A 19,167-nucleotide genomic window follows, 5' to 3' on the forward strand; every position below is an offset into this window, starting at 1 on the left:
GCAAGGCGGACGGTTTCATGCATCATGCGGGGATCAGCGGCGCACCTGCGGGCCGCCGACGAACGCCTCCTCGTTCGTGTCGAGGCCGTAGGCGGTATGCAGCGCCCGGACGACATCCTCGAACTTCTCCGGGCCGATGACGCAGGACACCTTGATCTCGGACGTGCTCACCATCTTGATGTTGACGCCGAGGCTGCTGATCGTCTGGAACATCTGCGCGGCGACGCCGGGATTCGACACCATTCCCGCGCCGACGATCGACACCTTCACGAGGCCGCTCTCGCTCGTCGCTTCGCGGTAGGGAACGATGCTCCGAACCTGTTCGATGACGTGCATCGCCGCGTCCACATCCTCGCCGGAGACCGTGAACGAGAAATCGGCTTTGCCGTCCTGCACGCCGCTTTGCACGATAATGTCGACGTTGATGCCGGCTTCGGCGAGGGCGCCGAACACCTTCGCCAGCACGCCCGGCACGTCCTCCACGCCCATGATGCTGATGCGGGCCACGTTCTTGTCATAGGCGATGCCGCGGACGACGATGCCCTTTTCCATCGCTGCTTCCTCCTTCACTTGCGTTCCTTCGCGGTCCGTGAAGCTCGAGCGGACGACGAGCGTCACATTGTACTGCTTCGCGTATTCGACGGCGCGCGGATGGAGCACCGCCGCGCCGAGATGGGCGAGCTCCAGCATCTCGTCGTAGGTGATGGCATCCAGCTTGCGGGCGTTGCGCACGATCCGGGGGTCGGTCGAGTAGACGCCGTCGACGTCCGTATAGATTTCGCACAGATCGGCCTTCAGGGCGGCCGCCAGCGCCACGGCCGTCGTGTCCGAACCGCCGCGGCCGAGCGTCGTGATTTCGCCGTCCGCCGTCACGCCCTGGAATCCCGCGACGATGACGATGCGACCCGCCTTGAGCCCCTCATGGATCCGGCTCGGCGCGATGTCGGCGATCCTCGCGCGGCCGTGCACCGGCTCCGTCGAGATGCCGGCCTGCCAGCCGGTCAGCGACACCGCGTCGCCTCCCATCGCCTGGATCGTCATCGCCAGCAGGGCGATCGACACCTGTTCCCCGGTCGTCAGCAGCATATCCATCTCGCGCGCCGGCGGGTTCGGGTTGAGCTGTTTCGCAAGGTCGATCAGATCGTCCGTCGTATCGCCCATGGCCGACACGACGACGACGATGTCGTGGCCCTCCGCGCGCCTCGCGAGGATGCGCTCCGCGACGCGCCGCATCCGTTCGGGCGTGCCGACCGAGCTGCCGCCGAATTTCATCACGATCAACGACAAAGCCGTCTCACTCCTATCGAATCAATCGCATGAACATACAGTTCAATATTATAACATCAGGCGCATGCGCGGCATAGATCAAAATTCATCGCGCTCCGGCCGCCTCCCGTACCCTGCGCGCGTCGCCGTGGACGCGGACGCCGCCGGCGGGCGAAGCTTCCGGAACGCACGAGAAAGCCGTCCGGCTTTTCCGGACGGCCCGTCCCCGAAGCTTTACGCGCGGGAAATGTATTTGCCTTCGCGGGTATCGATCAGGAGCACGTCGCCTTCGTTGATGAAGAGCGGCACCTGCACGATCAGCCCGGTCTCGAGCTTCGCGTTCTTCGTCGCGTTCGTGGCCGTGTTGCCGCGGACGCCGGGCTCCGTCTCGACGACCTTGAGCGGAACGCTGTTCGGCAGGCTGATGCCGATGATCTCGCCCTGATAGAACTGGATGTTGACGTTCATGTTTTCCTTCAGGAAGTTGATTTCCCATTCGAGCTGCTTCCGGTCGAGCGTGAACTGGTCGAACGTCTCGTTGTCCATGAAGACGTATTCGTCGCCGGAATTGTACAGGTACTGCACCTCGCGGTTCTCGATTTGCGCCCGGTTCACGGTTTCGCCCGCGCGGAACGTCTTTTCCACGAGGTTTCCGTTGCGCAGATTCTTCAGCTTCGAGCGGACGAACGCCGCGCCCTTGCCCGGCTTCACATGCTGGAATTCGAGGACGGAGTAGATTTCGCCGTCCACTTCGATCGTAAGACCGGTTCTGAAATCGTTGACGTTGATCACGGTTCTCTTCCTCCCTGCACATTTGCGCCGGCTCCGCCGGCCCTATAGCCTGTAAGCCTATCCCGTCGCGAAAAACGCTTTCGGGGATGAGGTCAAGACCTCGATACCGGACTCGGTGATGACGACGTCGTCCTCGATCCGCACGCCGCCGAAACCCGGAATGTAGATGCCGGGCTCGACGGTCACGACCATGCCGGGTTCGAGCACCGCGTCGCTGTGCCGCGACAGTCTGGGCGCCTCGTGGATTTCCAGACCGATGCCGTGGCCCGTGCCGTGTCCGAAAAACTCACCATAACCATACCTTGCGATGACGTCCCGCGTCAAGGCGTCCGCCTCGCGTCCCGTCATGCCCGGCCGGATGTTGGCCAGGGCGTGCTCCTGCGCCTCGAGCACGATCCCGTAGATTTCCCGGTGCCGGTCGGTCGGCTCGCCGACGACGATCGTGCGCGTCAAATCGGAGCAATATCCCTGATAGAGCGCGCCAAAATCGAACGTCACGAACTCGCCCGGCTGCAGCTTGCGGGTGCCGGCGACGCCGTGCGGCAGCGCCGACCGCTCGCCGGAAGCGACGATCGTGTCAAACGTCGGGCCGGAGGCGCCGTTCTTGCGCATGAACGCCTCCAGCTCGGCGGCCAGATCCAGTTCGGTCACGCCCGGACGGGCGAAATGGAGGATGTGCGCGTAGGCCGCGTCCGCAAGCTTCGCCGCCTGCCGGATCACGGCGATCTCGTCCTCGTCCTTCCTCACCCGGAGCTTCTCGGGAAGCCCGTCCAGGGGCACGAGCTCGACCGGCGCAAGCTTCTTCGACCAGGACGCCCAGTCGGCGTACGAGACGTGCCGCTCCTCGAAGCCGAGCCTCTTCACGCCCGCTTCGGCGAGCAATTCCTTCACGGTGTCCATCATCTCCGGCGCGTGCTCGACGACCCGGTAATCGGGCGCCTGGGCCGGCGCCTGCGTCATGTAGCGGAAGTCCGTTAGCAGATATTGGCCGCCGGGTGTGAACAGCAGCGCGCCGCTCGTGCCCGTAAAGCCGCTCAGGTAGCGGCGGTTGACGCCGGAAGCGACGAGCATCGCCTCGACGCCGGCCTTCTCCATCTCCGCGCGCAGCGCGGTGATCCGTCTGCCCGTGTTCATCGCTTCACGCCCCTTCGCGCCCGGAACCGGCCCGCGCCCCGATCTCCCGGACAAGCGCCATCAGCCCCAGCTCGTAGCCGAACGCGCCGAAGCCGGCGATTTGGCCGACGGCGACCGGCGCGATGACCGAGACGTGCCGGAACGGTTCGCGCCTGTGGATGTTCGACAGATGCACTTCCACGACCGGAAGCGCGACGGCGCTGAGCGCGTCGCGCAGCGCGTAGCTGTAGTGCGTCAGCGCGCCCGGGTTGATCAGGATGCCGTCCACCCGCCCGAAGGACGCATGGATCCGGTCGATCAGGGCGCCTTCGTGGTTCGACTGGAAGCATTCGATCTCGACACCGAGCCTGGCCGCCGCCTCGCGCAGCGACGCTTCGATCGACTCGAGCGTGACCGTCCCGTAGACATCGGGTTCCCGGACGCCGAGCATGTTCAGGTTCGGTCCGTTCAGCACCAAAATTTTGGGCATGTTGCACCTCTCGCATGCATCCTGCGCAAAGATACAAGACATTTTATCACAATCCGGGCACTTTTGAGAAGCGGTCGGGACCCGGCGTCACAGGACGGCACGGATGCGGCGGCTCCAAGCGCAAAGCCCGGGCGTTCGCCCGGGTCCCGCCGGCCCCTGCCTGTTTTCCGTGCCTCCGGACAGTCGCTCCACGGACCATGGGTCCGCCGATTCATCCCAAACCTCCTCGCAGGCCCGGGCCTCTCGCGCCCGGGCCTTGCGCCCTCACGGAAGCCGTCGACGGGCAGCGGCCACCCGTCGATGCCTCCTCAACCCGCCGCCGCGGGTTCGCCGTCTCCGGCCCCGCGCCTGCCGTCATGGTCCGCACGTTCGCCGCCCGCCGAATCATGAAATTCGAAGGCGATCGAATAGCCGATGAAAAGCCCCCACAGCATGTGGATGCTCCATTCCGTCCAGATCGTGTTCCAGCCGATCCGGGTGAGCGGGGCGGTCATCCCGAAGAGCGGACCCAGCCCTCCGAATATGGCGGCCCACCAGGCCGTGCCGTAGACGATGCCTGCCCAGGGACCGCGGAACCGGATGAGCAGGGCCCGGTACAGGAGCGCCGCCGCGACGGAGAACACGATGAACGACGCGATGCCGGCCGCGTGTCCGGCGGGCGAGACAAGGAACTTCCGCAGGAAGAACGGCTCGATCCAGTATCCGACGTGGACGGAGGTGAATCTGAGCAGCTCGCACAGCCAATGGATCAGTCCCCAGATCAGCCCGGCCCAGAACCCGACGGAAGCCGCGTGCGTCCACGGGTTTGTCCCGCCGCTGCGCCTGCGGTTGCGGGCTTCGTGCCAGATGCCGGCCACGGACGGAACCTCCTTTCCGGCATTGCTGCATGCGGAAATGTAGTATGCCTTTTCCGCCGCGCCTCCATTCCCGTCCCGCCGCACCGCCGTTTCCCGCCGTGCTCCCTTTGGCAGTGGCAATCGCGGCCCGAATCAAGTACAATGATGCTGCATCCCATTTCGGTGTCGCCATGGAAAGGTGGAACGCGATTTGCCGCAAGACAAGCCCGTTCTGTACGGCGGCCAGGCCGTGATCGAAGGCGTCATGTTCTCCGGCAGACACGTGAACGTGACGGCGGTCCGCCGCAAAAACAACGACATCGTCTTTTTCGAAGTGCCGAAGACGACCAAACCGTGGGTGAAGGCGCTGCTCAAGGTTCCGTTCATCCGGGGCATCGTCGGGCTGATCGACGCGAGCGCAAAGGGTTCGCAGCACCTCAATTTTTCGATCGAACGGTACGCGGAGGACGAGGCCGGCGAAGAAGGCGCGGAGACGAACCCCGCGGACGGGAAAAAAGAGTCAATCTGGAGCCTCTCGATGATCTTCGGCGTCGCGGCCGCGGGAGTCATATCGTTCGCGCTCGGCAAGCTGTTCTTCACCGCCGTGCCCGCTGCCGTGGAAGAGCTTTTGTTCAAAAAATCCTTTGACAATATCGTGCTGCACAACCTGATCGAAGGCCTGATCAAAATCCTATTCCTGATCGGCTATCTGTACGCGATCTCGTTCACGCCGATCATCAAGCGCCTGTTCCAATACCACGGCGCGGAGCACAAGGTGATCAGCTGCTACGAGGCCGGGGAGGAACTGACCGTGCGGAACGTGCAGAAATATTCGCGCCTCCATTACCGGTGCGGCAGCAGCTTCATCGTGCTGTCGGTCATCGTCGGCGTCATCCTCTACTCGATGCCGATCTTCGAATGGAACGGCATCTGGGAGCGCATTTACATCCGCATCCTGCTGCTGCCCGTCGTGCTCGGCGTATCCTACGAGGTGCTCCGGTTCACGAACGCGGTGCGCAACATTCCCGTGCTCCGGTATCTCGGCTATCCCGGTCTGTGGCTGCAGCTCCTGACGACGAAGGAGCCGACGGACGACCAGGTCGAGGTCTCGATCGCGTCGTTCCGGCGGATGCGCGAACTCGACGCGCGCTACGCGGAGCGGCCGGAACCGGCCGCCGCCGCCAATGCATGAAGACGAAGGGGGAACGCCCATGCGCGGAAAAATCACCCCGCTTGCGGCCGTCCTGTTGACGCTCGCCGCGGTCGGCATCGTCGCGACGCTCCGGGAGCGTCCCGCCCTGCTCATCATTCCCGCCGCCGTGTTCGGCATCGTGTATCTGCTCTACCGTTTCCCCCCGGACCGCTTCCGCAAGCGCCGGTACCGGGCGCCGCAGCCGCCCGCCCGCGACCGGCGGAAGACCGGTTCCGGCGCCGGCGCTTTCTCCCGCCGCAAGGCCCTGCCGTTCCGGGTGATCGAAGGCGGACGGGACGACGACGGGAACCGGCCGAAATACCATTGATCCCCGAAAAACCGGCGACCCGCGGTCGGGACACAGAGCCCGATCGCGGGTCGCCTTTTGTTTGTATGATTAGGTTGAAACGTTCATTCGCTCTCCAGTTCGCGCCTTACGGCGGCCAGATCCTCCAGCCGCTTCGGGTCGCGCTTGAAATATTCGACAAGCGTCTCGATGCACGTGATCGAGTCCCAGCTCAGATGATGCTCGATGCCTTCCACGTCGCGGTAGATGTTCTCCTCCCGGACGCCGATCATGCCGAGGAACTGCTCGAGCAGCTTGTGCCGGTCGACGAGCCGCTTGCCGATCCGCTTGCCCTTCGCCGTCAGCACGAGACCGCGGTATTTCTCGTAGATCAGATATTCATCCTTGTCGAGCTTCTGGATCATCTTCGTGACGGACGACGGATGGACGTCCAGGCCCTCCGCGATGTCGGAGACGCGGGCATAGCCCTTTTCGTCAATCAGCCGGTAGATCCGTTCCAGATAATCTTCCATGCTCGGCGTGGCCATCGGCAACCTCCTCGAATCCCCCGTCGCGCCGGCCCGCAGCTCGCGCAGCGGTTCCGGACGAGTAAACATTGTATCATATCCGGAGGGAATTCGCCAGTTTGCGCAATCGTCCGGGTCATGGGGGATCCGGGCAGTATCCGTTATATGACATAAGCGTCGGGAAGGTCACGGGAGAATCGTTTGCGCCCGAAAAAACGGTTGCCGGGAAACGCAGGGCGTTTCCTGAAAAAAAGGAACACGTCGGCTCCGTTCCTTCCAACGGCGCCAACGTGTTGACGTGACCCCGAAACCAACCGGTCGCGGGTTTCTTCATTAAAACTTCAGCCAATCCGGCGTGATCGAGTTCAGATAGACGGTGATGCGCGTCAACTGGTCCGTGAACAGCGTGATGCCGAGCACGACGAGCAGCACGCCGCCGGTCTTCATCACCGCGTTCGAATAGCGGAGCAACGCCCGCGCCGATCCGAGGAAGAACGCGAGGATGAAGAACGGTATGGCGAAGCCGGCCGCGTACGCCGTCGTCATCGCGAACCAGGAGCCGGGCGACGTCGCCTGCAGTCCGAGGATCGCCGCCAGGATCGGCCCGACGCACGGCGTCCAGCCCATCGAGAAGCCGAGGCCGAAGATGAACGAACCGAGGAGCCCGGCCTTCCTCCCGCCGAAGCGGAACCTGTATTCCCGCATGAGCGCCTTCGGCTGGAAGATGCCGGCCAGGAACAGGCCCATCAGAATGACGATGAGCGCCGCGATCTGCCGGATGAGATCCGAATGTTCGTAGAAGAAGTCGGCGAACGCGCTGACGCCGTAGCCGAGCGTGTAGAACACCACCGAGAAACCGAGCAGGAAGAAGAGCGTGTGCACCGCCATCCGGATCCGCATCTCGCGCGGCTTGCTGCCTTCCTTCAGATCGCTCACCGATATGCCCGTGATATAGGACAGATAGGACGGATACAGCGGCAGGCAGCACGGCGAGACGAACGATGCGAAGCCGGCGCCGAGCGCGATCCAGACGTTCAGGTTCATGGCGGAGAACCTCCCTTCGATTTACAGGCGGGGCCTGCGCCTGAAGATGAGCGTCGCGAGCAGGACGGCGATCAGGAGCAGGACGACCGTCGCCCCGGGCGCAAGGTTCCAGAAGCCCGCGGCGAGCAGACCGGCGAGCATCGCCGCCTCGGCGACGCCGACCGCAAGCAGCGCCGACTGGCGGAAGCTGCGCGCGGCCAGCAGGCCGCACGCGGCGGGAATCGTCAGCAGCGCGGATACGAGCAGCGCGCCGACGATCTTGATCGAGACGCCGATGACGAGGGCGGTCAGCACGCTCATCCCGAGATTGAGCGCCCGGACCGGCAGTCCCCCGACCGCTGCGGCGTCCTCGTCGAACGTCATCAGGAACCATTCCTTGTATTGCAGCGCAACCGCCGCCAGCACGACGGCCGTCACGGCGGCGATCGCCGTCAGATCCGCATCGTTCAGCGTATAGATGCTGCCGAACAGATAGCTCGTGATGTTCACGCCGAATCCCCTGTCGAGCGAGAACAGGAGCGACGCGAGCGCGATGCCGCCCGCCATCAGGATCGCGATCGACAGCTCGGCGTAGGTCTTGTACGCCCTGCGCAGCCGCTCGACGGCGAGCGACGCGAGCAGCGCCGCCGCCATGCCGCCCGCCGCGGGCGACCCGAGTCCGAGCAGGTAACCCGCCGCGACGCCGGCGACCGAGACGTGCGACAGCGTGTCGCCGATCATCGAGAGCCGGCGCAGCACGAGGAACAGCCCGAGCAGCGGGCCGGAGGCCGCGATCAGCGCACCGCCGATCAGCGCGCGCCGGAAAAATTCCATCGTCAGCAAATCCAAGCCGATGCGTCCCTCCCGTATCGGCCCGCCCGGTCAGCGGACGAGGGCCGGCTCGTCCGCCTCGCGGCGGTATGCCCGCAGGCTGTGGGTCAAATCCGTCTCCCCGCAGTCCGTCCGATCATGCGAGTGGCGGACATAGAATTTCAGCCTTCCCGCCACCGCGGCGGGTTCGCCCTCCAGATAATCGCCCAGCCGGTCCCGGTCATGGGACACCATCAGGAACGTGATGTTGTGATGCCGGTGCATGTGCCGGATCAGATGATAGAAACTCTCCTGCGTCTCCGCGTCGATGCCGACCGTCGGCTCGTCGAGGATGAGCAGCCCGGGGTTGTTCACGAGCGCGCGCGCGAGAAACACCCGCTGCTGCTGCCCGCCGGAAAGCATGCCGATCCGCTTGCCGGCCAGATCCGCGATGCCCAGCGCGTGCATCGCGTCCTCCGCCCTCCGGTAATCCTCCTTCGTCAGGCGGCGGAACAGCCGGTGCCGCCCGTACAGGCCGGACAGCACGACTTCGCGCACCGTCGCGGGGAACAGCGGATTGAACGCGCTCTTCTGCGGCACGTAGCCGATCCGTTCCCTGCGCCGGAAACGGCGGGCGGGCTCGCCGAACAGGCGGATCTCGCCGGCGTCCGGCTCGAGCAGACCGACAATCAGCTTGAGCAGCGTCGTCTTGCCCGCGCCGTTCGGGCCGGTGAGCAGCGCAAAATCCCGCTCCCGCACGGTGAAGTTCAGGTGCTCGATGACCGGGCGCCGCTCGTAGGCGAACGAGACGTCCTCAAGTTCAATGACCGGCTGATGGCAGCCGGCGTCGGCCGGACCTGCTCCGGTCGTCACGGCGCTTCACCTTCTTCCGGATGCGGAACCGGCCCTTCCGTCGGCCGGCCGCTTCAAGATTCATTGTAGAGCTTTGATCAGGTTTTGCAAATTTTTCTCCATGATTGTCACAAAATCTTCGCCTGCGGCTTCCTGTTCGGGCGTCAGCCCCTCGACGGGATTCAGGACGAGCGTCTCCGCGCCCGCCTCCTCCGCCAGCGTGCGCGCGAGCCGGTCCGAGACGAGCTCCTCGAAGAAAATGTACCGGATGCCGTTCTCCCGCACGAATGCCACGATCCGCTTCAGATCCTGCGCCTTCGGTTCCTCCTCCGGATTGAGCCCCATGACGGCGATCTGGTTCAGACCGTAATCGCGGCAAAGATAGGCGAACGCGCGGTGGGAGACGACGATGTCCCGCCGGCTGAGGCCGGAAAGCCCGCGCTCGTACGCCTGATCGAGCGCCTCGAGGCGTCCGGCCAGCGCCCGGTGGTTCGCTTCATAGGCGTCCGCGTGCTCCGGATCGACCCGGATCAGCGCGTCCCGCACGTTTTCCGCCATCTTCAGCATCGACTTCGGACTGACCCAGATATGCGGATCGACGGCACCTTCATGCCCGTGTCCGTTCCGGTGTCCGCCCTGTTCATGATCCCGGCCGTGCGCTCCGGCATCCGGCTCCAGCGGAATGAGTTCGATCCCCGCGCCGGCCTCCGCGATGAGCACGCCGGCGTCCGCCCCGATCCCTTCCAGCAGTTCGTCCGTCCAACCCTCGAACCCCGTACCGGTGACAAGGAACAGGTCGGCCCCCGCGATGCGCGCCAGATCACGGCTCTTCGGCGTCCAGTCATGCGGTTCCACGCCCGCCGGCACGAGGTTTGCGACATCCGCGAGCGCTCCGCCGATGCCCGACGCGAGAAAATACAGCGGATAGATGCTCGTCACGACGACCGGTCTGCCGTCCGCCGCGGAACCGTCTCCGCCGCCGGCTTCCGGACCGTTCGTCCGGGCGCCCCCTGTTCCTCCTCCCGCTCCGCCGCAGCCCGCCGTCAGCATCGCCGCCGCCAGCAGGGCCGCCGTGAACCGGAACAGCCTGCCATTTCCAAAGCCAGTCCCGGCACGCCTCATGTCGCAAACCACTCCCATCCCGCTGCTCTTTCTCTTAATCGTAATCGTAACTATTACGATGTAAGTATATCCGTCCCCCTCCGGGCTGTCAACAAGAAACGGGCAGGCCCTCCGCCCGGAAAGCGGCGGTCACGGCCTGCCCGTATCCAAATCCATGCTCCCGTCACTTCACGATCGCGCCGTTCGGCATCTCCTTCGGCACCTCGACGACCTTGACCCGGTCGCCTTCGGACGCGGCCAGGATCATGCCCTGCGAAAGTTCTCCCCTCAGCTTCGCAGGCTTCAGGTTCGCCACGAGGACGAGCTTGCGTCCGACGAGTTCCTCCGGCCGATAGTGCTCGGCGATGCCGGAGACGACCTGACGCCGTTCAGAGCCGAGGTCGAGCTGGAGCTTGAGCAGCCGGTCGGCGCCCTTCACGCGCTCGGCGGCGACAACCTCCGCCACGCGCAGCTCCACCTTCGCGAAATCGTCAATGGAGATCTCCAGCTTCCCGGCCGGAGCCTGTCCGCCGGCTTCCGGCCGCCCGCCGCCGGAACCGGCGCCCGCTGCTTCGCCTCCGGAAGCCGCATCCGCCGCCGAAGCGGTCCCGTCCGAAGGCTTCCCGGCGATCACGGAGGCGATGTACCGCACCTCCGCCTCGACGTCCAACCGCGGAAAGAGCGGATCGCCCTTCACGACCTTCGTGCCGGCGGGAAGCGTGCCGAATTTCCGGACCGTATCCCATTCGGTCAGCGGCCCCTGTTCGATGCCGAGCTGCCGCCACATTTCCTTCGGCGCGCGCGTCAGGAACGGCTGGATCAGGATCGAGATGATGCGCAGCGACTCGGCGAGATGGTACAGCACCGACTTCAGCTCGCGCGCCTTCGCCTCGTCCTTCGCGAGCACCCAGGGCATCGTCTCGTCGATGTATTTGTTCGTCCGGCCGACGAACTGCCAGATCGCCGCGAGCGCAACGGAAAATTCCATCCGCTCCATCGCCGCTTCCATCGCCTCGACCGCCTCCCGCGCGGCCTCCTCGAGCGGAGCGTCGTACGCCGTCACATGCCCCTCGTACGCCGGCACGACGCTGCCGAGATACCTTTCGATCATCGCGACGGTCCGGTTCAACAGGTTGCCGAGGTCGTTCGCAAGGTCGTAATTCATCCGCTCGACGAAGCTCTCGGGCGTGAACACGCCGTCCGAGCCGAAGGGCGTGTCGCGAAGCAGCCAGTAGCGCAGCGGATCGAGGCCGTATCGGTCGATCAGCACGACCGGGTCGATCACGTTGCCCTTCGACTTCGACATTTTCCCTTCCTTCGTCTGGAACCAGCCGTGGCCGAACACCTTCTTCGGCAGCGGCAGGCCGAGCGCCATCAGCATGATCGGCCAATAGATCGTGTGGAAGCGGACGATCTCCTTCCCGACGAGATGGACGTCCGCCGGCCAGAACGTCCTGAACAGCGAGTCGTCGTCGGATCCGTAGCCGAGTGCCGTGATGTAGTTCGACAGCGCGTCGATCCAGACGTAGATGACGTGCTTCGGATCGCCCGGCACCCGGATGCCCCAGTCGAACGTCGTGCGCGAGACCGCGAGGTCCTCGAGCCCGGGCTTGATGAAGTTGTTGATCATCTCGTTCCGCCGCGACTCCGGCTGGATGAAGCCGGGGTTCTCCTCGTAGTATTGGAGCAGGCGGTCGACATATTTGCCCAACCGCAGGAAATAGCACTCCTCCTTCACCAGCTCGACGGGCCGTCCGCAGTCCGGACAATTGCCGTTCACGAGCTGGCGCTCAAGGAAGAACGATTCGCACGGCGTGCAGTACCAGCCCTCGTATTCGCCCTTGTAGATGTCCCCCTGCTCGACGAGCCGCGCAAAAATCTTCTCGACGACCCGCTTGTGCCGATCTTCGGTCGTGCGGATGAAATCGTCGTACGAGATGTCCAGCTTGCTCCACAGTTCCCGGATGCCGGCCACGATGCCGTCGACGAAGGCCTTGGGCTCCATCCCGCGCTCCCGCGCGCGGCGCTCGATCTTCTGCCCGTGCTCGTCCGTTCCCGTCAGGAAATGGACGCGGTAGCCGCGCAGCCTCTTGTAGCGCGCCATCGCGTCGGCCGCGACGGTCGTGTACGCGTGCCCGATATGCAGCTTGTCGCTCGGGTAATAGATCGGCGTCGTGATATAGAAGGTCTTCTCCGCATTCGCCATACCGAATTCCCTCCTGCAACGTTTCGACCTTCGGACATGCAAAAAAGCTCCCGCCCGCCATGGGACGAGAGCATCCGCTCACGTGGTACCACCCAATTTCCTCCCGATCCGCTCCGGGGCCGGATCGGAAGCTCGTCATCCTTAACGCGGAACACGTCCGCCCCTTGCGAAACCGGCCAACGGTTCCGGTCCGCTCGAAGCGGAATCCTCCGGGACCATCTTCCGGAGCCCGCGCCATGCCGGTTCGCAGCTCCCCCGGCTCTCTGGAATGGGCGGCGTCTCCGTACTCATCCGTTCATCGGATCCGGAATATGGAAGGGTTGTCCATTATCCTACCGGATCACGGCCCGCCTTGTCAAGCCGCCGGTCCGGCCGCTCCGGAACGCACGGTGCGGAAAGCTTACGCCCCCCGGTTCGCCCCGGCGGGGATGACGTCGGCCTGTTCAGCGCGGTTTCCTCGGCGGCGGCACGGGATCGATGCCGCCCGGATGGAACGGATGACAGCGCAGGATGCGCCGGATCGCGAGCCAGCTTCCGTACAGCGCGCCGTGCGTCTCGATCGCTTCGAGCGCGTATTGCGAGCAGGTCGGATGGAAACGGCAGGTCGGCGGCTTGAGCGGCGAGATGAAGCGGCGGTAAAACAGAATGAACGCCTTCAGCACCGCGCGCATGTCCGGTCCATCCCGCCGTCAGCGGCCGTCGGCGGCCGCCGCCTCTTCCTTCGCGCAGGCGCCGCAGTAGCCGAACACTTCGAACTTGTGCTTCACGATGACGAAGTCGTCGGGCACGACCGTCGCCTCCATCGGGCAGTGGGTCAGCGGATACGTCTTGCCGCAGTGCAGGCAGATCAGATGGTGATGATGGTCGTGCTCGCGGCAGTGCAGTTTGAACTTCACGCCGTCCTCGAAGACGACCTGCTCCAGCACGCCCAGCTCGTCGAGCAGCCGCAGATTGCGGTAGACGGTATCGAAGGAAAGGCCCGGATAGAACCTCCCCATGTAGTCGTAGACGTCCTTCGGCGACAGATAGCCGGGAGTGTCGGCGAACAGCTTCGCGAGCGTCCGCCGCTGCTCCGTGATGCGCAATCCCCGGCTCGCCATCTTCCGAATGATGTCATCCGTGTTCAAGGGTCCGACCTCCGGAAGGGTTGCTCCCTTCCATCATGCCCGAAAACGGCCGCCGCGTCAAATCCGCGTTCTCCGCGGTCCCCTCACGACCGTTCTTCCGGCAGCGGCTCGAACAGGAGGGCAATCGGCAGGTTGCTGCCGTTTGCCGGCGTGAACAGCAGCTCGACCGTCTCGGCGTAGTGGCCGGTCCGGTGGAGCACGACGGCTTCTCCCTGATGTTTCAGGATGCTGCCCTTCGTCACCTCAACGATCCGGCCGTTCACGGCGAACGCCCCCGAGTAATGGCCGCCGCGCGGATTGAGCGAGATGAGCGTGCGCGGCGCGACGTTCAGCTTCAGGCGATACAGCACGCCATAGTTCCCGAGGTTGAGCTCGTTCAGCCCGGTGTTGTCGTCGATGCCGTACAGGTACGGATCATATTTGCCGTCGCCGAACACGAGCCGCTGCTTCGTCCGCCCGAGCTGGCCGGCGACCGTGATCGTGCGGTCGGCGTAGTCGAAGGTGCCGCGCACGTGGACGCCGTCGCGGTCCAGAACCGGAAGCGTCTCGAGCGACTTCAGCGGATCAACCCCCTCCGGCACGACCACGATGCGATAGCGGATCGTTCGGTTCGATTGAATCTCCGCATAGGCGGAGATGACCTGATTCGGCTTGAGCGGCGCGGCGGACAGCTTGTCGGCCAGCAGCACGACGGATTCCTTGGGCGGGATGCGCACCGTCTCGCCGGAGACGCCCCGGCTGACCGCGTCGAGATAGCGGACCGTCGACATCTTGCCCGCGGTCGCCGAATAGGTGGCCGGTCCGCCGACGCCGTGGGCGCCGACGGCCACCTCCGCGGCGGCGGAATCGACGTTCGTCGCGATGAGGTACATCTTGACGTTGTGCGGCATCGAGCTCTGGTTGTAGATGAGGAGCCGCACCCGGCCGTTCTGGACCGTGTCGTACGCGACGCCGACCGACTTCAGGAACTCCGGACTGTTGCTCTTGAGCAGCCGCATGTCGCCCTTCTCGATCTGGTACTCCACCGGTTCGAACGTCAGCGCCTCGCCGGGCGAGATCGCATATTTTTCGCCGATCCCGGTGAACAGCCGGTAGTACTCCTCTCGCGTATACAGCACTTCGTCCAGGATCGTGATCGTCTTCGACACCCGATGCGTCAGGCCGTGCCGGTCTTCCACTTCCAGCTCGATCCGCTTCTCGCCGGGCTCGAAGAAGACCTGCTCGTTGCCGGTCCAGGTGCGGCGGACGATCGCGTTTTCGTCGTCCCTGCTGAGATCCGTATAGTGCACGGGCTCGCCGATCCGGTACGCCTGCTTGTCGGTCGTGAAATCCGCGACCGGCGGAAGATTCGGCGGCAGCACCTTCACGGTGACCGAATAAGGCTCGCTCCAGCGGCCTTCCGCGTCCATCACCCGGCGCGTCACGGTATAGGTTCCGGGTTCGGGAAAAATGTCCCGACGCCCTTCCCAGATTTCCTGTACGATCTCAAGTCCCATCGGATGGCTCGCCCTGTCCGTGTAGACGACCTGAGTCTGTCCGGCGTGGATTTCCTCCGGCCCGATCTCGAATGCGGCGATCGGTCCGGTGACGCCCCATTGGAGCGTAATGCCGCCGCCGGACATCCCGATCCGGGCTCCCGTTAGGTTCGCCCACGTCCGGAGCGGCACCATCATGTAGCCGTTCCGGATGAAGGACGGCCCCGCAGCCTGCACGTCGGTACCGTTCACCTTGACGACCGGGCTTCCGTCCCGGAATCGGAACTCGAGCGACTCCGATTTCACCACCGTTTCCCGCGTGTTCGCATCATAACCGATCTTGAAACCGAACATCGGCGCGATCGATTTGAGCGGGACATACACCCTGCCCTCCACGTAGACGACAGGTTGCACGCTCCGGATTTCCTTGCCGTCAAACCGCATGATGTCGCTGTCCCTGGCCAGCTCCAGCACGTGAACGCCGGCCGGAGGCAATTCGGCGCGGACGGATGCGGCGGGAAGGAACAACATGAAGGCGATGATCGGGAGGATGGCAATGACGAACGGTTTGTGCTTCGCGTGTTTCATCCTTTTCTACTCCTTCGCAATCCGCGCTTTATTTTCCGGCACAACACAATAGACGCCATATCGATGAAAAGGTTTCGCTGCCGTGCCCGACAAAATCATGCAGGCGCACGGCGGCCGGACGACGCGCAAGAGGAAAGCCCCCGCCGCCGGAGCCTGCGCTCCGGGCCGACGGGGGCGACGTGCCGCGCGCGGACGGCGTTCAGACGTACCACCGGTCGAGGATCAGAAAGAAAATGATCGCGCTGACGACAGCCCCTCCGAACGAAATCCAACCCGCGCGGAACCGCTGCTGGAACATGCGGAGAATGCCGAGGCTGAGCAGCGAGAAAATGAGCAGGATGAATACGCAGCCGAGAATGAACAAATCGGCAGGAATTTGCGATACGTCGGTTACGGTCAATGGCATGCACTCCCGGGTTCCGGGCCGCCGGAACGGGTTCCGCGGTCCCGTGTTCTACCCGAAATTATAGCGGATTCGTACGCCGTTCCGCTACGGGACGGCCCCTCCGAATTGTATCCGATATGTGACAATTCTATGCAGCGCGGACCCGAGGCGGATGCATCCGGGTGTCGTCCGCCCATCCGGGCGTTCGCGCAAATCCGCCGCAACCCGGACAAATGTCCAAAAGTCGCGGCGTCCGGGGGCATAGACTGCAACTGTGATCCGGGGATCACACGAATAACCGACGGGAGGGACAATGTTCATGAGCTACGCAGGCGGTTACGGCGGTTTCCTGAAGACGAGCACCGGTGTCATCCTGGTTCTCTTCATCCTGCTGGTCATCGTGCTGCGCTCCGGCTGGTTCTGACCGGCCGAAGCGGGGCCGCGCGGAACGGGACCTCCCGCCGCGCGGCCCGCGGTTTTTTTCGGACGCCGAAGCAGCAGGCGCGGCCGGACGGCTCAGACGGCCGCATCGACGAACCGGAGCAGCGCGAAGAGCGCGGCGGCGCCGGCGACGAGCGCCGCATCGCGGCGCGTGAAGCGGATCGGCAGCGCCGGCGCGGCCGGCCGTTCGCCGCCTCCGAACCCGCGCAGCGCAAGCGAAACGGCCACGCGTTCGGCCGCCTGCAGCATCGCGAGCAGGAACGGCGCGAGCGCGGCGGGCATCGCACGGAGCGGAACGCGGCCCGGAGGCACCGGATGCTTGCCGCGGGCGACGGCGATGCGCGCGAACCGGCCCCATTCCGCCGACATGAGCGGAATGAAGCGGAACAGCAAAGACACCGCCAGTCCCGTAGCCCGGACCGTCCGCACGGGCAGCCGGACGGCCGAGAGCAGCCGCTCGGCGGCCTGCCGCAGCCGGTACGGCGCAATCAGCGCGAGCAGCGGCATGCCGAGCAGCATGACCGCGAGAAGCCGCAGCATCGTGAGCGCCGTGTCACGCGCGGCGCCCGCATCCCGGGCGAAGGCGCCCGAGACGAGCACGAGCGCCGCGGTGAACGCGAGATACCAGACGATCGCGCCGCGGTACGGGCGCAGGAGCCGGCGGACGGGCAGGATCAGGGCGGCCGCGACGGCAAGGCCCGCCGCCGTGTCCGCCGGCCCGTCCGCCGCGAGGACGCCCGCCGCCGTCAGCAGATACGCGGCCCAGAGCGCGCGCGGGTCGAGCTCGGCGAGGCGCCGCTCGAGGGCGGCCTCCGGCTTCCCGCGCCCGGCGGAATCCGGGTGCGGCGCGGGCGCCGTCGCGGCCGCCTCATCGTCCGGCGCCGGTTCGCGCGTCCGCGCGGAAGCACCGGCCGGAGATGCCGCTCCGGCCGACGCGGCTTCGCCCCGCGGCACCGCGGCCGCCCGCAGCGCCGCGGCCGTCCGCAGCGCCTGCGGCAGCGCATCGGGCGGCACGATGCTGCCGCCCTCCAGCACGGTCCTCGCCCAGACCGCCTTCGGCGCCGCCTCGCGGATCGTGCCGCCGGCGAGGACGACGACGTCGTCGATGACCGGCCACAGCGCATCGAGATCGTGCGTCGCGACGATCGCGCCGCCGCCCGCCGCGCGATGGGCCGCCAGCCAGGCGCGGAGCGCGTCCGCTCCGGCGGCGTCGAGCCCGGCCGTCGGCTCGTCCAGAATGAGCCACGGCGCGCCCGCCGCCTCCAGGCAGGCCCGGGCCAGCCGGCGCTGCTCGCCGCCGCTCAGGGTCCACGGCGCAAGATCCAGCGCGGCCTCATCCGTCAGCCCCGCCCGCGCAAGCGCCGCCTTCGCCCGCCCTTCCCTTTCGCCCGCCGGCACCCCGTACGGCCGCATCGAATCGTACAGCTCGCCGCGCGCCGTGTCGCGAAACCAGGCGGACTCCGACCGCTGCATCGCGAAGCCGAACAGCAGCAGCCGGTCGCGGCGCGGCCGGCCGCCTGCCCATACCGGAACGCCGCCGAGCGTCACGCCGCCTTCGGACGGACGGCGCAGCCCGGCCATCGTTTCGAGCAGCGTCGTCTTTCCCGCGCCGTTCGGCCCGACGACGGCCGTGATGCGTCCGGCGCGGAAGACGGCCGAAACCCCGCGCAGCGCGGCCGCGCCGCCGTCGAGGCGCACCGTGAGCCCGTCGATCCGCCAATCCCCGGGGCTTCCGTCCGCGGGCGGCGCACCCCCGCGCTCCGGACATGCGCCTCCGCCCTCCGGACGCGCGCCTTCGCCCGCAACTTCCGCGAGGAACCGCTCCGCCTCCTCCGGCAGATCGCCGAGCGCCGCGATCGCGCGCGCCAGCTCCTCCGGCTTGAGCGGCAGCGGCTCGAATCCGAGGCCGAATCTCCGCAGCGCGAGCGCCGTCCGGACGGCGTGCGGCACCCCGCACCCGATCCGCTCGCACGGACTCGGTCCCCCGTCTTTTGCGAGGAAGAACGCCTCCGCCGGCCCGTCGAACACGATCTGTCCGTCCTTGAGCCCCAGCACCCGGTCTTCCCGGTCGATGTCTTCCGCCGAATGGGTAATCCAGACGACGGCGGCGCCCGCCGCCCGCATCCGGCGCGCGCCCTCCAACACCAGCGCCCGGCCGGCGGCATCCAGCATCGATGCCGCCTCGTCGAACACGAGGAGCGGCGCGCCGGAGGCGAGACATCCCGCCGCGGCGAGGAGCTGCTTCTGCCCGCCGGACAGCCGCTCCACCGGCATGAAACGCCGCTCCCACAGTCGGCACAGCCGGAGCAGGCGCGCGATCTCGCGAAGCGCCTCCTCTCCGCCGATTCCCCGCGCCTCGAGGGTCAGCGCGAGATCCTCCCAGGGCGTCGACCCGGCGATCGCCGCCTCCGGATCCTGCGTGACGAAGGGAATCGGCCGGTCCCCCGCGAAACCGCGGCTGATCCCGCCGCGGAACGTCGTTCCGGTCCCGGCCGACGGGATGAGCCCGGCGATCAGCTTCGCCAGCGTGCTCTTGCCGCTGCCGTTCGGCCCGGCGACGTGCACCCATTCGCCCGGCGCGATCTCGAGCCGGTCGACCCTCAGCAGCGTGCGCCCGCCTTCCGCCTCCACGCTCCCCCCGCAAATCCGAAAAGGTT

Annotated in this window: 19 protein-coding genes; 3 read left to right on the plus strand and 16 right to left on the minus strand. The window is 65.9% G+C overall.

Features of this window, described 5'->3' with window-relative positions:
• Positions 1–33 precede the first annotated feature (33 nt).
• From A9Z00_RS03535 to A9Z00_RS03555, 5 genes are all read right to left on the minus strand, one after another.
• Positions 34–1,287, minus strand: a complete 1,254-nt coding sequence (locus A9Z00_RS03535; RefSeq protein ID WP_296974408.1) for an aspartate kinase — start codon at positions 1,285–1,287, stop codon at positions 34–36.
• 213 nt (positions 1,288–1,500) lie between these two features.
• Positions 1,501–2,058 carry an elongation factor P gene (gene efp, locus A9Z00_RS03540; RefSeq protein ID WP_296974411.1) on the minus strand — a complete coding sequence of 186 codons (558 nt, stop codon included), beginning with the start codon at positions 2,056–2,058 and terminating at the stop codon, positions 1,501–1,503.
• 57 nt (positions 2,059–2,115) lie between these two features.
• Positions 2,116–3,192 (minus strand): M24 family metallopeptidase, encoded by a 1,077-nt coding sequence (locus A9Z00_RS03545; protein ID WP_296974413.1) that lies wholly within the window; start codon positions 3,190–3,192, stop codon positions 2,116–2,118.
• Positions 3,193–3,196: 4 nt separating this feature from the next.
• Positions 3,197–3,661, minus strand: coding sequence for a type II 3-dehydroquinate dehydratase (aroQ, locus tag A9Z00_RS03550; RefSeq protein ID WP_296974415.1), 465 nt, complete (start codon positions 3,659–3,661; stop codon positions 3,197–3,199).
• A gap of 308 nt (positions 3,662–3,969) precedes the next feature.
• Positions 3,970–4,518: a YqhR family membrane protein gene (locus tag A9Z00_RS03555; protein ID WP_296974418.1), complete on the minus strand. Its 549-nt coding sequence runs from the start codon at positions 4,516–4,518 to the stop codon at positions 3,970–3,972.
• Between the two features lie 190 nt (positions 4,519–4,708).
• Here A9Z00_RS03555 and A9Z00_RS03560 point away from each other — a divergent pair, with 190 nt between their 5' ends.
• Both A9Z00_RS03560 and A9Z00_RS03565 read left to right on the plus strand, forming a co-directional pair.
• Positions 4,709–5,689: a DUF1385 domain-containing protein gene (locus A9Z00_RS03560; RefSeq protein ID WP_296974421.1), complete on the plus strand. Its 981-nt coding sequence runs from the start codon at positions 4,709–4,711 to the stop codon at positions 5,687–5,689.
• 19 nt (positions 5,690–5,708) lie between these two features.
• Positions 5,709–6,017 carry a hypothetical protein gene (locus A9Z00_RS03565; RefSeq protein WP_296974424.1) on the plus strand — a complete coding sequence of 103 codons (309 nt, stop codon included), beginning with the start codon at positions 5,709–5,711 and terminating at the stop codon, positions 6,015–6,017.
• Between the two features lie 83 nt (positions 6,018–6,100).
• On the opposite strand, the gene mntR is transcribed toward A9Z00_RS03565, so the two are convergent.
• The 10 genes from mntR to A9Z00_RS03615 all read right to left on the minus strand — a co-directional run bounded on the left by mntR (position 6,101) and on the right by A9Z00_RS03615 (position 16,090).
• Entirely contained in the window at positions 6,101–6,523 is a 423-nt protein-coding gene (mntR, locus tag A9Z00_RS03570; RefSeq protein WP_296974426.1) for a transcriptional regulator MntR, read from the minus strand.
• Positions 6,524–6,835: 312 nt separating this feature from the next.
• A complete protein-coding gene (locus tag A9Z00_RS03575) occupies positions 6,836–7,546 on the minus strand; it encodes a cytochrome c biogenesis CcdA family protein (protein WP_296974428.1) in 711 nt (236 codons plus the stop codon).
• A 21-nt stretch (positions 7,547–7,567) separates the two neighbouring features.
• Complete coding sequence (locus A9Z00_RS03580; protein WP_296974430.1) at positions 7,568–8,374, minus strand: metal ABC transporter permease; 807 nt, start codon at positions 8,372–8,374, stop codon at positions 7,568–7,570.
• A 33-nt stretch (positions 8,375–8,407) separates the two neighbouring features.
• Positions 8,408–9,208, minus strand: a complete 801-nt coding sequence (locus A9Z00_RS03585) for a metal ABC transporter ATP-binding protein (RefSeq protein WP_296974432.1) — start codon at positions 9,206–9,208, stop codon at positions 8,408–8,410.
• A 60-nt stretch (positions 9,209–9,268) separates the two neighbouring features.
• Entirely contained in the window at positions 9,269–10,309 is a 1,041-nt protein-coding gene (locus A9Z00_RS03590; RefSeq protein ID WP_296974434.1) for a metal ABC transporter substrate-binding protein, read from the minus strand.
• Positions 10,310–10,472: 163 nt separating this feature from the next.
• On the minus strand, positions 10,473–12,494 hold the full coding sequence (gene metG, locus A9Z00_RS03595; protein WP_296974436.1) for a methionine--tRNA ligase: 2,022 nt from the start codon (positions 12,492–12,494) through the stop codon (positions 10,473–10,475).
• Between the two features lie 443 nt (positions 12,495–12,937).
• Positions 12,938–13,165 (minus strand): membrane protein insertion efficiency factor YidD, encoded by a 228-nt coding sequence (yidD, locus tag A9Z00_RS03600; RefSeq protein WP_296974438.1) that lies wholly within the window; start codon positions 13,163–13,165, stop codon positions 12,938–12,940.
• Positions 13,166–13,183: 18 nt separating this feature from the next.
• Complete coding sequence (locus A9Z00_RS03605) at positions 13,184–13,594, minus strand: Fur family transcriptional regulator (protein WP_483316263.1); 411 nt, start codon at positions 13,592–13,594, stop codon at positions 13,184–13,186.
• Positions 13,595–13,704: 110 nt separating this feature from the next.
• A complete protein-coding gene (locus tag A9Z00_RS03610; RefSeq protein WP_296974442.1) occupies positions 13,705–15,684 on the minus strand; it encodes a copper amine oxidase N-terminal domain-containing protein in 1,980 nt (659 codons plus the stop codon).
• A 199-nt stretch (positions 15,685–15,883) separates the two neighbouring features.
• Positions 15,884–16,090, minus strand: coding sequence for a hypothetical protein (locus tag A9Z00_RS03615; RefSeq protein WP_296974443.1), 207 nt, complete (start codon positions 16,088–16,090; stop codon positions 15,884–15,886).
• 298 nt (positions 16,091–16,388) lie between these two features.
• On the opposite strand from A9Z00_RS03615, the gene A9Z00_RS03620 reads away from it, so the two are divergent.
• Positions 16,389–16,493 (plus strand): YjcZ family sporulation protein, encoded by a 105-nt coding sequence (locus tag A9Z00_RS03620; protein WP_296974446.1) that lies wholly within the window; start codon positions 16,389–16,391, stop codon positions 16,491–16,493.
• Positions 16,494–16,585: 92 nt separating this feature from the next.
• On the opposite strand, the gene A9Z00_RS03625 is transcribed toward A9Z00_RS03620, so the two are convergent.
• A complete protein-coding gene (locus A9Z00_RS03625) occupies positions 16,586–19,141 on the minus strand; it encodes an ATP-binding cassette domain-containing protein (RefSeq protein ID WP_296974448.1) in 2,556 nt (851 codons plus the stop codon).
• Positions 19,142–19,167 lie beyond the last annotated feature (26 nt).

Origin of the sequence: Thermobacillus sp. ZCTH02-B1 (assembly GCF_002159085.1) — a bacterium.
Classification (GTDB): domain Bacteria; phylum Bacillota; class Bacilli; order Paenibacillales; family Paenibacillaceae; genus Thermobacillus.

Excerpts from the sequence above, each read along its gene's own strand:
- A9Z00_RS03545 (WP_296974413.1), bottom strand. The coding sequence starts at position 3,192 with ATGAACACGGGCAGACGGATCACCGCGCTGCGCGCGGAGATGGAGAAG.
- aroQ (WP_296974415.1), bottom strand. The coding sequence starts at position 3,661 with ATGCCCAAAATTTTGGTGCTGAACGGACCGAACCTGAACATGCTCGGC.
- A9Z00_RS03565 (WP_296974424.1), top strand. The coding sequence starts at position 5,709 with ATGCGCGGAAAAATCACCCCGCTTGCGGCCGTCCTGTTGACGCTCGCC.
- mntR (WP_296974426.1), bottom strand. The coding sequence starts at position 6,523 with ATGGCCACGCCGAGCATGGAAGATTATCTGGAACGGATCTACCGGCTG.
- A9Z00_RS03575 (WP_296974428.1), bottom strand. The coding sequence starts at position 7,546 with ATGAACCTGAACGTCTGGATCGCGCTCGGCGCCGGCTTCGCATCGTTC.
- A9Z00_RS03590 (WP_296974434.1), bottom strand. The coding sequence starts at position 10,309 with ATGAGGCGTGCCGGGACTGGCTTTGGAAATGGCAGGCTGTTCCGGTTC.
- metG (WP_296974436.1), bottom strand. The coding sequence starts at position 12,494 with ATGGCGAATGCGGAGAAGACCTTCTATATCACGACGCCGATCTATTAC.
- yidD (WP_296974438.1), bottom strand. The coding sequence starts at position 13,165 with ATGCGCGCGGTGCTGAAGGCGTTCATTCTGTTTTACCGCCGCTTCATC.
- A9Z00_RS03605 (WP_483316263.1), bottom strand. The coding sequence starts at position 13,594 with ATGGCGAGCCGGGGATTGCGCATCACGGAGCAGCGGCGGACGCTCGCG.
- A9Z00_RS03610 (WP_296974442.1), bottom strand. The coding sequence starts at position 15,684 with ATGAAACACGCGAAGCACAAACCGTTCGTCATTGCCATCCTCCCGATC.
- A9Z00_RS03615 (WP_296974443.1), bottom strand. The coding sequence starts at position 16,090 with ATGCCATTGACCGTAACCGACGTATCGCAAATTCCTGCCGATTTGTTC.
- A9Z00_RS03620 (WP_296974446.1), top strand. The coding sequence starts at position 16,389 with ATGAGCTACGCAGGCGGTTACGGCGGTTTCCTGAAGACGAGCACCGGT.